Below are 11,941 nucleotides of genomic sequence, written 5' to 3'. Positions count from 1 at the left end.
GGTCACCCCTTGATCTTCCGGGCCGCGCCGACGACGCCGAGCAGCGGCCAGCCGGACGCGGCGACCAGGTCGCGGACGGTCTCCAGCCCCGCCGCCCTCGTCACCGGACCGACCACCACGACCACGCCGACCACGTCGTCCGAGCCCGGATCGATCTCCTCGAACGCGTGCACCTGGCAGAGCCGGCGCACCGGGACCGCCTTCTTCGCCATCACGGCGGTGCCGGCACGGACCACCGACGTGCTGCTCTTCCCCTTGCCGGACCCGCCGCCGGCCGGCGGCGTCCCGCCCTTGCCGTCGCCGTCGCCTTCGCCGTCCGGGGCGTCGTCTCCGGGGCGGGCCGTGACGACCTTCGTGCCGTCCCCGTAGACGGCGGACGCGACCGACGACACCACGCCGGCCGGCAGCGGGCCGGGCGCACCGACCAGCGCTACCCGTCCGACCCCCTCCTTCTTCATGGCGAGCCGGACGCGCCGCCCGAGGTCGGCGAGCTGCTCGGGCCCCCGGTCGGCCCAGCCGAGCAGCGGAACCCCGAGCCGCCGCGCGACCCGCCGCTGCCCCGGGATCGTGGGACGGGCCGTCTCCGTCACCACCGCGATCAGGATGCCGCCGACCAGCCCGACCAGCCCCGCGATGGCCGCCGTCATCACGACCGGGTTCGTGCGCGGTGCCAGGACCGCCGGCTGCACCACCGACGCCGTCCCGGCCGACGACAGCTGCGTCTGCAGGTCCGACCGGTTCGACCGCAGGTCGGTGAGCTCCGCCTGCACCCGCTCGCGCTCGTTGGCGGCGCCGATGTCGGGGTTCGGCTGCGCGCCCGCCCGCCGCGACAGCGGGCCGAGACGCTTCTCCAGCGTCCGGACGCGCTTGTCGATGTCGTCCATCTGCTGCCGGATCGAGCCCTGGTTGGACTCGTTGATCTCCTTGACGACCGCGGCGCCGAGCGCGTCGGCCAGCCGCCGCGCCACGCCCGGGTCGCGGTCCTTCACCGACAGCTCCACCACGGTGGACGTCCCGAGCCCGGTCACCCCGATCGCCTTCGCCGTCTTCACCGTCGACCGGTCGGCGTGCTGCTGCCGCAGGACCCCGCTCAGCAGGTTCTCGCTGGTCGCGAACGCCTTCACCTGGCTGACCACGATGGACACGCCCGCGTCCCCGGGGGCCGCGTCGGTCGCCCTGCTGCTCGCCTGCAACCGCGTCGCGGCCGTGTACGGCGGCTCCCGCCCGCTCATGGCGAGGCCGACCAGAACCAGGGGGAGGAGCGTCATGACCAGCAGGAGCACCCAGTAGCTCCGGACCACCCGCGCGGCGACTTCGTCGATCTCCACGGTTCCCCCTCCGGCTCCGTCATGGCCGAGCGTAGAAAGCCGCCTGTCCGGAGGAATCACACAAATGACGACCCCGCTCTACGCCGTTTGCACCAGAGCGCGCCCCACGCTCAGTAGTCGTCCGAGGTCGGCCGCATGCCGGCGCGCATCGCGAGGGTGATCGCCTCCAGGGCGGAGTGCAGGTCGAGCTTGGCCAGCAGGTTCTGCGTGTGGGTGCGGACGGTGTTCGCCGACAGGCCCAGCCGCTCGGCGATCTCCGCGCGGCCGAGGCCGTCCACCATGCACTGCAGGACCTCGCGCTCCCGCGGCGTCAGCTCGGCGATCAGCCCGTCGCCACCGCCCTCGGTCAGCCTGCGCAGCACCTCGCCGAGCACGTCCGGGGGGATCCAGCCGCCCTGCCGCGCCGCGGACCGGATCACCCGGGCGACGAGGTCGGCGCTCTCGGTCTTCTCCACCCAGCCCACCGCGCCGGTCCGGACCGCCCGCACCATCGCGTCCACGTCGCTCATCGCGGTCAGCATGACGACCCGGACGTGCGGGTACCGCTTGCGGACCCGCTCCAGGACGTCCAGCCCGTTCTCCGTGTCCAGCGTCATGTCGAGGACGAGGACCCGCGGGCGCTCGGCGGCGGTCAGCGCCAGCGCGCGCCGCACGTCGGCGGCGATCGGGAGGATCACCAGATCGGGCTCGCGTCCCAGCCGTGCCGCGAGGGCCTCGGCGAAGAGCGCGTGATCGTCCACGATGAGGACACGGATCGGTTCCATGCACCGACGATGACCGCTGCGCGGGCCCGGCGGATCCTGCAAACGCTGTACTTCGTTTCGGCCGTCCGATTGCCGGAGCCCGGTTTGCGACCTCGCAGGACGAGTACTCGGGGGAAGGCTCGTGCGCGGACGCGCCCGGGCCCGGCCGGTTCACGCGAGTCCGGACCCGGTCACCTCGAACGCGGGACATTGACCGCCCGCCGCCGCCTGCTCATCCTGTGGCTGGAACTTCAGGGGACGCACTGGCCTGCAGGGATGCCACATGAAAGTGCTGATCACAGGGGGAGCCGGCTTCATCGGCAGCACGATCGCCTCCGCCTTCACCGAGCGCGGCGCCACTCCCGTGGTGCTCGACAGCCTCATCACCGGACGGCGGGAGTTCACCGACGGCAAGGTCTTCTACCAGGGCGACATCGGGGACGGGGACCTCGTCGACGAGATCTTCCGCGACCACCCCGACATCGCGCTCGCCGTGCACTGCGCCGCGCTGATCGTGGTGCCCGACTCGATGACGGACCCGCTGCGCTACTACCGGGTCAACCTGTCCAAGACCCTCGATCTCGCGGGCCACCTCGTCCGCAACGGCTGCGATCGGATGATCTTCGCGTCCACCGCGGGGATGTACCGCCCGGAGGCCGACCTGTCGGTCACCGAGACGTCCGAACTCGAACCGCAGAACCCCTACACCCGCTCGAAGATGATGGCGGAGCTGCTCCTGCGGGACTTCTGCGAGGCCTACGGGCTGCGCGTCATCTCGCTGCGCTACCTCAACCCGATCGGCGCCGACCCGCGCCTGCGCACCGGCCTGCAGAACAGCAAGCCCACCCACGCCCTCGGCAAGATGATCGAGTGCTACGCGACGGGCGTGCCCTTCAAGATCACCGGGGTGGACTGGGAGACCCGCGACGGCACCGCGATCCGCGACTACATCCACGTCTGGGACATCGCCCGCGCCTTCCACGCGGCCGCCGCCCGCTTCGACGCGATCGTCCCGCCGGCCGGCGACCACGCCCGCTACGAGGTGATCAATCTCGGCACCGGCGACGGCGTCACCGTCCGCGAGCTCGTCGCCGCCTTCCGCGAGGTCGTCGGCGACTCCTTCCGGGCCGAGGACGCCCCCGCCCGCCCCGGCGACGTGGTCGGCGCCTTTGTCGACCCGGCCAAGGCCTGGGACCTGCTCGCCTGGAAGCCCGAGTACACCGTCGAGGACGCCATCCGCCACTCCCTCCAGTGGGCCGACCGCCGCCGCGGTCTCGACGTGGCCTGACCCACGAACTCGGTCCGTCCGGTCGCCCGTACCTTCCGCCGGGGCGACCGGACGGACCGCGTCTCAGGACAACGCGGACGGGCTACGCCTCCCGGATGCTGACCGCGGTCCGGTGGTGGCGGGGCGTCTCGATCTCGTCGAGCAGCGCGATCGCGAAGTCCGCGTACGTGATCCGGCTGGCCGGGTCTCCATGGTCGGCGACCCGGTACCCGCCGGTGCGGGCGCCGCCATGGTCGAAGTCACCCGCGGGAGCCACGTACGCCCAGTCGAGGTCGCAGGTCCTGAGCTCCTCCAGGCCCGCCGCGTGGCCGAGGTAGAAGGAGCGGTACTCGTCGGGGTAGCCGGGCTCGTCCATCAGGGGAGCACCGGACGCCCCCGGCATGATCGATGCGAGGCCGACCACCACCAGGCGGCGCACGCCCGCCTTCGCCAGGCCGGTGCCGAGGGCGCGAGCCGACGCGGTGAAGAAGTCGTGCGGCGGCACCGTCAGGTCCGCGGCGGCGCTGACGGCGGCGTCCTGCCCCGCGGCCGCCCGCTCGACGCTCTCCGCGTCCGTGACGTCGCCCGCCACGACCCGCACGTCGGTCAGGTCACCGTGACTCGCGGGGTCGCGCACCACGGCGGTGACCTGGTGGCCGCGCCGGCGTGCCTCGGCGACCGCCTGCCGCCCGGCCCGTCCACCCGCACCGAAGACCACGATGTTCATGAGCGACCCTTTCACCAGGGCCGGAGCTCCTGTGCCCGACCGCTGCGCGGACGCTATCGGGGGCCGTGGTTACCGCCTGGATACCGGCTATCGTGAGGCCATGAGGGAACCCCTGCCCGCCGACATGTTCGACGAGCTGTGCCCGTCCTCGCTCAACCCGATCCGGTTCGGTGACAAGTGGGCCGGGCTCGTCATCCGCTGCCTTGAGAACGGGCCCCGCCGGTACTCCGAGTTGCGCGTGCCGCTCAGCCGCGTCACCCCCAAGGTCCTCACCCAGTCGCTGCGGTCCCTCGAACGCGACGGCCTCGTCAAGCGCACCGTCTACGCCGAAGCGACGCCGCACGTGGAGTACGAACTGACTTCGCTGGGCCGCAGCATGCTCGAACCGATGGCGGCCGCCTGCGCCTGGGCGGAAGAGCACTGGGACGAACTCCTGGAAGCCCGCGAGTCGAGCACCCTCACGTCCCACCTCGACCGCGCCGTTTAACGCACTGTCACCGGAGGGGCCGTGCTGAAGAAATTGCCGGATGGTCTGTGGGCCACTCCGTATGTCGGTGCGCGCTTTCCGGGGTCACCTCTGGTGACCGACCGGCCCGGGCTCGCCGATGGGGCCAACTGCCAGCTGTTCGCTTATGAGGTGCTCAGGATGTTCGGACTCGACCCGCCTGACCTGCGGTCGAGTGACCTCTGGGACGATGTGGAATCCACCGAGCGGGTGACAACGGCACGTCCTCTCGACCTGGTCCTGTTCAACGCCACCCGGAATGCGTGGGGCGCTCACGTGGGAGTCGTCGCCGGCGACGACCAGATCCTGCACCTGTGCGCCGAGGCCGGGCACCCCACCGTGTGGAGCTGGCAGGAGTTCGAGGCCCGGGATCGGTACCGGACCGTGGTCGGCATGAAACGGGTCGTGCGCCGCCTGCGGCCTCCGTAGGTCTCCCGGCACTTTTGTGCGTCTCCACGGCCCTCTGCCAGCATGAGGCCCATGCGCCACCCTCTTGACACGCTGGACTGGCCGGTTTCCACCGGCCGACTCCTGTTGCGCCGGGCCGCCCCCGACGACGTGGACGCGACCTGGGTCTACCGGCAACGGCCGGAGACCCAGGAATGGGTCACGGCGGCCACGGAGTCCCACGACGACTACCGTGAGCGTTTCCTCCGCGAGGACCGGCTCGCGGACCTGCTCATCATCGAACTGGACGGCCGGGTGATCGGCGATCTGACGCTGCAGGTCCAGGACGCTTGGGCCCAGGAGGAGGTCGCTGACCTGGCGAAAGGCGTCCAGGGAGAGCTGGGGTGGACGTTGGACCCCTCCTACGGCGGCAAGGGCTACGCCACCGAAGCGGTACGCGCCCTCATCGACCTCTCCTTCGGGAGCCTTGGCCTGCGCCGTCTGCACGCGGAGTGCTTCTACGACAACGAAGCTTCGTGGCGGCTGATGGAGCGGGTGGGGATGCGCCGCGAACAGCACACGGTGAAGGACTCTCTCCACCGCACCAAGGGATGGCTCGACGGTCTCTCCTACGCGCTCCTGGCCGAGGAGTGGCCCGCTCCCCAGTGACGGACCGCAGCGCTTTATTCTAGCGCTAGAGTAACTCCGTGGCCGCTGACCTGACGCCCGCGGAGTTGACGCTGCTCGGCCTGCTCGTGGAGAAGCCGAGGCACGGCTACGAGCTGGACGACGTCATCGACGCCCGGGGCATGCGCGAGTGGACCGAGATCGGTTTCAGTTCGATCTACTACCTGCTGACCCGGCTCCGGGACCGCGGGCTGATCGCCGAGGTGGACGCGCCGCAGGGCGGCCGGGGGAAGGCCCGCCGGGTCTACGGGCCGACGCCGGAGGGGTACCGGGCCTGCGCGCGGGCTGCCGAGGCCGCGGTGGCCGAACTGCGGCCGGTGTTCCCGCCGCTGCTGGTCGGTCTGGCCAACCAGCCCGTCATCCCGCCCGAGCGCCTGCGGGCCGCGCTCGACCAGCGGGCCGCCGCCCTGGCGGAGAGGACGGCCACCATCAGGGCGGCCCGCGACGCGCAGCCTGACGTGCCCGACTTCGTCCGCGCCACCTTCGATTACGCGCTGGGCCAGTTGGCTGCCGAGCAGCAATGGCTGACCGAGTACCGGGCAGCCCTAGTCGACGACCGATCTCTTGAGAAGAAGGCAGACGGCAATGGACCGCTATGACGTCAAACGAGACCTCAAGCAGTGCTACGCGCCCAGGAACACCGACTGGGCGCTGGTCGACGTGCCCGCGCAGCAGTTCATCGCCGTCGACGGCAGCGGCGACCCCAACACCAGCGACGACTACGCCCGTGCCGTCGAGGCGCTCTACGCCGTCGCCTACACGATCAAGTTCGACAGCAAGGCTCTCGGCCGGGACTTCGTCGTCGGGCCGCTCGAAGGGCTGTGGTGGGCCGACGACCCGGAGGTGTTCGTCACCCGCGTCAAGGACGCCTGGCAGTGGCGCATGCTCATCAGCCAGCCCGACTGGATCACCGAGGACGTCATCGAGGAGGCCAAGCGGGCCGCGCTGGCGAAGAAGGGCCTCCCCGCGATCGCCGAGGTCCGTCGGGAGGCCCTGAAGGAGGGGACCTGCGCCCAGCTCCTGCACGTCGGGCCCTACGACGACGAAGGCCCCGCGCTCGCCAGGCTCCACCACGAGTACCTCGCCGCCAACGGCCTGCGCATGTCCGGGCCCCACCACGAGATCTACCTCGGCGACCACCGCCGCACCGAGCCCGCCAAGTTCAAGACCGTCCTCCGCCAGCCCGTCCAACCGGCGACCTGACGGAAGCGGCCTCGGGGTCCAGGGCGGCGGTTTCGACGGCCTGGTTCTTGGTGGTGAGGATCGCGAGGTCGCGGGTCTCGCCGGCGTCACAAGTTGAACCATGGTACAAGTAGTACGTTCGTTCAACTACTGACGACGGGGCGTGGTGTGCATGGAGCGGTCGGTGCGCGCAGGGTGGCGCGAGTGGGCGGGGCTCGCGTTGCTCGCGCTGCCGACCCTGCTGCTGGGGCTCGACGTGACGGCGCTCTACCTCGTCGTTCCGAGCTTGTCCGCGGATCTGGAGCCGACCGCGACGGAGACGCTGTGGATCATGGACGCCTACGGCTTCTTCATCGCGGGCTTCCTGATCACGATGGGGACGTGGGGGGACCGGGTCGGACGGCGCCGACTGCTGATGATCGGAGTGGCGGCGTTCGGCGCGGCCTCGGTCTTCGCGGCGTTCGCTCCGAGCGCGCTGTGGCTGATCGTGGCGCGGGCACTGCTCGGAGTGGCCGGCGCGACGCTCATGCCGTCGACGCTGTCGCTGATCAGCAACATGTTCGCCGACGTCCGGCAGCGGGCGCTGGCGATCGGCGTGTGGGCGACGATGTTCGCCCTCGGGATGGCGGCGGGTCCGGTCACGGGCGGTGCGCTGGTCGCCGGCTTCTGGTGGGGTGCGGCCTTCCTCGTCGCCGTGCCGGTCGCCGTGCTGGTGCTGGCCGGCGCGCCGGCGCTGCTGCCGGAGTACCGGACCTCCGGCGGCCGTCCCGACCTGCCGAGCGTCGGGTTGTCCCTCGCGGCGATGCTGCCGGTCACCTACGCGCTCAAGCACGCGGCGGTCCACGGCCTCGACGCCCGGGCATCGGCCGCCGTTCTCGTCGGCGGGGGCGCCGCGGTCGCGTTCGTCCGCCGCCAGTTGCGCCTGAGCGAGCCGCTGCTGGACATGAAGCTCTTCACCGGCCGGGCCTTCCGCGCGGCGCTGGCCGTCCTGCTGGTCGGTCTGGTCGGTTTCGGTGGGGTGATGTTCCTGGTCACCCAGTACCTGCAGTTCGTCGAGGGCCTCTCGCCGACGGCGGCGGGGCTGTGGATGGGGCCGCCCGCACTGGCGATGCTCGTCGGCGCCATCGGCGCCCCGCTCCTGGCCGGCCGGATGTCACCCGGCGTCGTCATGGCGGCCGCGCTGGCCCTGTCGCTGTCCGGATACGTGCTGCTCGCCTTCGCCGGGACCGGCAGCAGGCCCAGCGTGATCGCCGGATTCGCGTTCGTGTACCTCGGACTCGGCGTCATCGCCGCGCTCGGTACCGACATCGTCGTGGGCGCGGCGCCGGCGGAGAAGTCCGGATCAGCGGCCGCGCTCTCCGAGACCGTTCAGGAACTCGGCGTCGCGGTGGGAGTCGCGCTCCTGGGAAGCCTCACCACCGTGCTGTACCGGAGCGGAGTCGAGGCGCCCTCCGGGCTGACGCCGTCCGACGCCGACACCTACCGAGACAGCCTTTCTGGAGCCTCGTCCGTCGCGGACCGGCTGCCGCCCGCGGCCTTCGACGGCGCGAGGACCGCGTTCACCAGCGGACTCAACACCGCCGCCGCGGTGGCGGGCATCGCCGTGGCGGCCGCTTCGCTGGTCTGCTTCACGGCACTGCGCCACCTGCGGCCCCTCGGGGCCGCTGATCGTGAGGCGGAGCCGATAGCCTCGACGAGCATGAGCGGCGACGACGGGTGAGCACGAGGATGGCGGCTGAGCACGGCACCGTTGACGGGCGGAGAGCGCGCGGTGAACGCCGCAGGGCCCAGATCATCGAGGCGACCCTGGCGATCATCCGCCGGGACGGCGCCACGGGTGTCACCCATCGCGGCGTCGCCAAGGAGGCGGGGATCACCACCAGCCTCACCCTCTACTACTTCGCGACCTTGGACGACCTCCTGGTCGCGGCCCTGAGCAGCGTCACGGACGAGTACACCCGGCGCATACGCCGCCTCATCGAGTCCGACGACGACCCGGTCGGCGGTCTCGCCCGGCTCATCGCCGAATCCGCCGGTCCGGGCCGGGAGCGCGCCCTTGCCGAACGGGAGCTGTCTACTCTGGCCGCCCGCCGGCCCGCCCTGCGGCCGGTAGCGCGACGCTGGCGCGACAACGTCGCGGAACTCGCCCGAACGCAGACGGACGACCCGGACGCGGTCGAAGCCTTCGTCGCCGTGTCCGACGGCCTGTGCGCGGCCATCCTCCTCGACGACGACGAGGCCGATCCGGACCACATCCGCGCCGTCCTCGGCAAAGCGCTCCGGCGAACCGGCCAATAGCCCCTTCCCCGGCGAGGCTCGACCGGCGTCACGAGCGCCAGGTCCCGCGGCGGCCGGCCCTGGTTCCCTTCGCGTAGCCGGTCAGCGGGGCGTCAGGGTCACCGGGAATTCGGTCACGCCTCTGACGAAGGCGTTGCGGAGGATTCGGGGGCCCTCGTCGTCGGCCCATTCCGCCGTGTCCACGCGGGCTATGAACTCTTCGAAGAAGATCTGGAGTTCCAGGCGGGCCAAGGACGCGCCCAGGCAGAAGTGGGGGCCCAGGCCGAAGGCTATGTGGTCGCCCGGGCGGCGGGTCACGTCGAAGACGTCCGGGGCTTCGAACACCGACTCGTCGCGGTTGGCGGAGCCGTACATCAGGAGGATCTGGCCGCCCGCCGGGATCCGCACGCCCGCTATCTCTGCGTCGGTGGCGGCGACGCGGCACATGTTGAGGATCGGGGTGGTCCAGCGGACGAACTCCTCGACGGCGTCCGGGATGAGGGACGGGTCGTCGCGCAGTTTCCGCCATTGCGCCGGATTCTGGATGAGGGCGTCCAGGGCGGTCGCGATGACCGTGCGGGTCGTCTCCGCGCCGCCGACGAGGAGGAGCAGGGCCTCGTGCGCGAGGTGCTCGTCGTCGTAGGCGGGCTGGTCCGGGCCCGCGTTCGACCAGATCGACAGCAGGTCGTCGGTCGGGCGGGCGCGGCGGTCCTTCGCCATCTCCAGCACCGCGAGGGCGTACTCCCCAGCGGCGATCGTCGCGTCGTCGGTGATGTAGCGCAGGCCGCCGCCCGCGTACACGGCCGTCGCCGACCAGTGGACGAGGCGCGGCCACATGTCCTCGGGGAAGCCGAGGAGCCAGCCGATGACGCGGGCGGGCAGGGGAGCGGCCAGCGCCGGGACGGCGTCCACGGTCCCCGCTTCAAGGGCCGCGGTGATGCAGTCGACGGCGGTCGACCGGATGCGGTCGGCGTAGCGGGAGACACCGCGCGGGGTGAAGCGCTGGTAGACCATGCGGCGCCGGTGCGCGTGCTCGGGGTCGTCCTGCCCGATCATCGAGGGGTCGGCCGGCAGTTGCGGGCGGTACCCGCCGGAGTTCGTCCACACCTTGGGGTTCCGCTCGACCGCGAACACGTCGGCGTGCCGCGCGACGCCCCACAGCCCGTTCTCCGCGTCGTGGTAGACGGGCGCCTCGGCGCGGAGCCTCGCGTAGACGGACCAGGGGTCGGTGGCGTACATCTCGCCGTCGAGAAGGTCGATGTCCATGGGCTCGCTCCTCGGGGGCGGGAGGGGAGAGACGTGAGTCGAGACTAGCGTCTCACCCAAGCAAGCGGTAGGTCTATCGTGAACCGGGACGCGCTGTCGGTAAAGGGGCATACGCCCGGGATTGGCGCGTTAGGGGGCGATGTACGGAAGAATGGGTAACGGTCACGGCGAGGCGGGCCAGGCGGAGAGGCAGGACGATTTGAGCGGCGAGGCGCGGTTCACCGTCACGCGGACGCTGAGCAAGGACCAGCAGGCGCGGCGCGAGCGCCTGATCGACTCGGCCCGCGAGCTCGCGCTGGAGGGCGGCTACCCGGCCGTCACCATGCACGACGTGGCCGACCGCGCCGGGGTCGCCCGCGCGACCGTCTACCGGTACTTCGCCACCAAGGACCACCTGCTCACCGAGGTGGCGGCGACGTGGGCGCACCGCGTCACCGACGACGTCGACGCGCTCGCCGTCGGCGACACCCCGCAGGAGCGCCTCACCGCGCTGCTGGAGCGCATCGTGTACGTCGCGGCGGCGGAGCCGACCCTGACGTCGGCGATCATCCAGGCCGTGACCTCGGACGACTCCAGCGTCGACGACGACCGCACCGTGCTGTTCCTGTTCCTGCGCGACCGGCTCTCGACGGCGATCGGCGACCCGGTGCCCGAGCGGGACGACGTCGAGATCGTCCTCGGGCACATCCTGCTCGCCGCGCTGATCAGCCTGGCGTCGCTGCGGCAGCCGGCCGAGGAGGTCGCCGCGATGGTCCGCACCGCCGGGCGGCTCGTGCTGGCCGGCGCGTTCGCCGCCCCCACCCCAAGCTGATTGGTCCATGATGCTCGACGGAGATTGGACCTAGAGGACGGGCCAATCCGGTCCTAGCGTGCCTCCATGACCAACCCGCTGCTGTTCCTGCTGGCCGCCCTGACGCTCGTCGCCATCCCGGGTCCGAACCACCTCTACATCACCGCGCGCAGCGTCGGGGAGGGCCGCCGCGCCGGGATCGCGTCCGCGCTCGGGGTCGAGACCGGCACGCTGGTCCACATCGCCGCGGCGGCGGGCGGGCTGTCCGCGATCGTGGCCGCGTCCGCGACGGCGTTCGGGTTCCTTCGCTACGCGGGTGCCGCCTACCTCGTCTACCTCGCGTACCGGGCGCTGCGCGGCCGCCACGACGCCGGCGAGCCCGACCTCGAACCGCGGCCGCTTCACCGCGTCTACCTGGACGGCGTGCTCGTCAACGTCCTCAACCCGAAGGTCGTGCTGTTCTTCCTCGCGTTCCTGCCCCAGTTCGTCGACCAGGACGCGGGCGCGGTGCCGCTGCAGATCGCGGTGATGGGGGCCGCGACCGCGCTGATCGGGCTGGCCGCCGACATCGTGTACGCGGTCGCCGCCGGCTCGATCGGGACGTGGCTGCGGGCCCGTCCCGCGTTCCGGCGCCGGCAGCGGTACGCCACAGGGCTGATCTACCTCGCCCTCGGCGCCGCGGCCGTGTTCGCCGCCCCGAGCCCCCGCCGTGCGTGAGGCTCGTTCCGCACGGCGCTCCGGCGGGACGCGGAGGGTTTGTCAGTCCGCTGACAAGTGACGCG

At 71.7% G+C, this 11,941-nt stretch carries 14 protein-coding genes; 10 read left to right on the top strand and 4 right to left on the bottom strand.

What is annotated here, in order from left to right; genetic code table 11:
• Positions 1 to 2: 2 nt before the first annotated feature.
• A complete protein-coding gene (locus ABD944_RS27745) occupies positions 3 to 1,328 on the bottom strand; it encodes a hypothetical protein (RefSeq protein WP_345181612.1) in 1,326 nt (441 codons plus the stop codon).
• A 110-nt stretch (positions 1,329 to 1,438) separates the two neighbouring features.
• Positions 1,439 to 2,092 carry a response regulator gene (locus tag ABD944_RS27740; protein WP_179846292.1) on the bottom strand — a complete coding sequence of 218 codons (654 nt, stop codon included), beginning with the start codon at positions 2,090 to 2,092 and terminating at the stop codon, positions 1,439 to 1,441.
• Between the two features lie 262 nt (positions 2,093 to 2,354).
• Between ABD944_RS27740 and galE the strand changes: the two genes are divergently transcribed.
• Complete coding sequence (galE, locus tag ABD944_RS27735) at positions 2,355 to 3,359, top strand: UDP-glucose 4-epimerase GalE (RefSeq protein WP_345181609.1); 1,005 nt, start codon at positions 2,355 to 2,357, stop codon at positions 3,357 to 3,359.
• 82 nt (positions 3,360 to 3,441) lie between these two features.
• Here the strand turns inward: galE and ABD944_RS27730 are convergent, their stop codons facing one another.
• A complete protein-coding gene (locus ABD944_RS27730) occupies positions 3,442 to 4,065 on the bottom strand; it encodes an NAD(P)-dependent oxidoreductase (RefSeq protein WP_345181607.1) in 624 nt (207 codons plus the stop codon).
• 100 nt (positions 4,066 to 4,165) lie between these two features.
• Here ABD944_RS27730 and ABD944_RS27725 point away from each other — a divergent pair, with 100 nt between their 5' ends.
• From ABD944_RS27725 to ABD944_RS27695, 7 genes are all read left to right on the top strand, one after another.
• Positions 4,166 to 4,552: a winged helix-turn-helix transcriptional regulator gene (locus ABD944_RS27725; protein WP_345181605.1), complete on the top strand. Its 387-nt coding sequence runs from the start codon at positions 4,166 to 4,168 to the stop codon at positions 4,550 to 4,552.
• A gap of 21 nt (positions 4,553 to 4,573) precedes the next feature.
• A complete protein-coding gene (locus ABD944_RS27720; RefSeq protein ID WP_345181603.1) occupies positions 4,574 to 4,999 on the top strand; it encodes an NlpC/P60 family protein in 426 nt (141 codons plus the stop codon).
• A gap of 51 nt (positions 5,000 to 5,050) precedes the next feature.
• Positions 5,051 to 5,626, top strand: a complete 576-nt coding sequence (locus ABD944_RS27715) for a GNAT family N-acetyltransferase (RefSeq protein ID WP_345181601.1) — start codon at positions 5,051 to 5,053, stop codon at positions 5,624 to 5,626.
• Positions 5,627 to 5,664: 38 nt separating this feature from the next.
• Complete coding sequence (locus ABD944_RS27710; RefSeq protein WP_345181599.1) at positions 5,665 to 6,243, top strand: PadR family transcriptional regulator; 579 nt, start codon at positions 5,665 to 5,667, stop codon at positions 6,241 to 6,243.
• Positions 6,230 to 6,847 carry a GyrI-like domain-containing protein gene (locus tag ABD944_RS27705; RefSeq protein ID WP_345181598.1) on the top strand — a complete coding sequence of 206 codons (618 nt, stop codon included), beginning with the start codon at positions 6,230 to 6,232 and terminating at the stop codon, positions 6,845 to 6,847. Before ABD944_RS27710 ends, ABD944_RS27705 begins: the two co-directional genes overlap by 14 nt.
• Before the next feature lie 151 nt (positions 6,848 to 6,998).
• Positions 6,999 to 8,546 carry an MFS transporter gene (locus ABD944_RS27700; protein WP_345181595.1) on the top strand — a complete coding sequence of 516 codons (1,548 nt, stop codon included), beginning with the start codon at positions 6,999 to 7,001 and terminating at the stop codon, positions 8,544 to 8,546.
• Positions 8,547 to 8,554: 8 nt separating this feature from the next.
• On the top strand, positions 8,555 to 9,124 hold the full coding sequence (locus ABD944_RS27695) for a TetR/AcrR family transcriptional regulator (RefSeq protein WP_345181594.1): 570 nt from the start codon (positions 8,555 to 8,557) through the stop codon (positions 9,122 to 9,124).
• Between the two features lie 81 nt (positions 9,125 to 9,205).
• Here the strand turns inward: ABD944_RS27695 and ABD944_RS27690 are convergent, their stop codons facing one another.
• A complete protein-coding gene (locus ABD944_RS27690; protein ID WP_345181592.1) occupies positions 9,206 to 10,369 on the bottom strand; it encodes a cytochrome P450 in 1,164 nt (387 codons plus the stop codon).
• Positions 10,370 to 10,520: 151 nt separating this feature from the next.
• Here ABD944_RS27690 and ABD944_RS27685 point away from each other — a divergent pair, with 151 nt between their 5' ends.
• Together ABD944_RS27685 and ABD944_RS27680 are read left to right on the top strand one after the other, a co-directional pair.
• On the top strand, positions 10,521 to 11,180 hold the full coding sequence (locus tag ABD944_RS27685) for a TetR/AcrR family transcriptional regulator (protein WP_345181590.1): 660 nt from the start codon (positions 10,521 to 10,523) through the stop codon (positions 11,178 to 11,180).
• A 66-nt stretch (positions 11,181 to 11,246) separates the two neighbouring features.
• A complete protein-coding gene (locus tag ABD944_RS27680) occupies positions 11,247 to 11,876 on the top strand; it encodes a LysE family translocator (protein ID WP_345181588.1) in 630 nt (209 codons plus the stop codon).
• Positions 11,877 to 11,941: the final 65 nt, after the last annotated feature.

This window comes from Actinomadura verrucosospora, from assembly GCF_039540335.1.
Lineage (GTDB): Bacteria > Actinomycetota > Actinomycetes > Streptosporangiales > Streptosporangiaceae > Spirillospora > Spirillospora verrucosospora.
The sequence above is the reverse complement of the archived record's forward strand: the minus strand, read 5'-3'. Positions and strand labels throughout refer to the sequence as shown.

What these genes read in the sequence shown, in the direction of transcription:
- ABD944_RS27740 (WP_179846292.1), bottom strand. Translation starts at nt 2,092, where the DNA reads ATGGAACCGATCCGTGTCCTCATCGTGGACGATCACGCGCTCTTCGCC.
- galE (WP_345181609.1), top strand. Translation starts at nt 2,355, where the DNA reads ATGAAAGTGCTGATCACAGGGGGAGCCGGCTTCATCGGCAGCACGATC.
- ABD944_RS27730 (WP_345181607.1), bottom strand. Translation starts at nt 4,065, where the DNA reads ATGAACATCGTGGTCTTCGGTGCGGGTGGACGGGCCGGGCGGCAGGCG.
- ABD944_RS27725 (WP_345181605.1), top strand. Translation starts at nt 4,166, where the DNA reads ATGAGGGAACCCCTGCCCGCCGACATGTTCGACGAGCTGTGCCCGTCC.
- ABD944_RS27715 (WP_345181601.1), top strand. Translation starts at nt 5,051, where the DNA reads ATGCGCCACCCTCTTGACACGCTGGACTGGCCGGTTTCCACCGGCCGA.
- ABD944_RS27705 (WP_345181598.1), top strand. Translation starts at nt 6,230, where the DNA reads ATGGACCGCTATGACGTCAAACGAGACCTCAAGCAGTGCTACGCGCCC.
- ABD944_RS27700 (WP_345181595.1), top strand. Translation starts at nt 6,999, where the DNA reads ATGGAGCGGTCGGTGCGCGCAGGGTGGCGCGAGTGGGCGGGGCTCGCG.
- ABD944_RS27695 (WP_345181594.1), top strand. Translation starts at nt 8,555, where the DNA reads ATGGCGGCTGAGCACGGCACCGTTGACGGGCGGAGAGCGCGCGGTGAA.
- ABD944_RS27690 (WP_345181592.1), bottom strand. Translation starts at nt 10,369, where the DNA reads ATGGACATCGACCTTCTCGACGGCGAGATGTACGCCACCGACCCCTGG.
- ABD944_RS27685 (WP_345181590.1), top strand. Translation starts at nt 10,521, where the DNA reads ATGGGTAACGGTCACGGCGAGGCGGGCCAGGCGGAGAGGCAGGACGAT.
- ABD944_RS27680 (WP_345181588.1), top strand. Translation starts at nt 11,247, where the DNA reads ATGACCAACCCGCTGCTGTTCCTGCTGGCCGCCCTGACGCTCGTCGCC.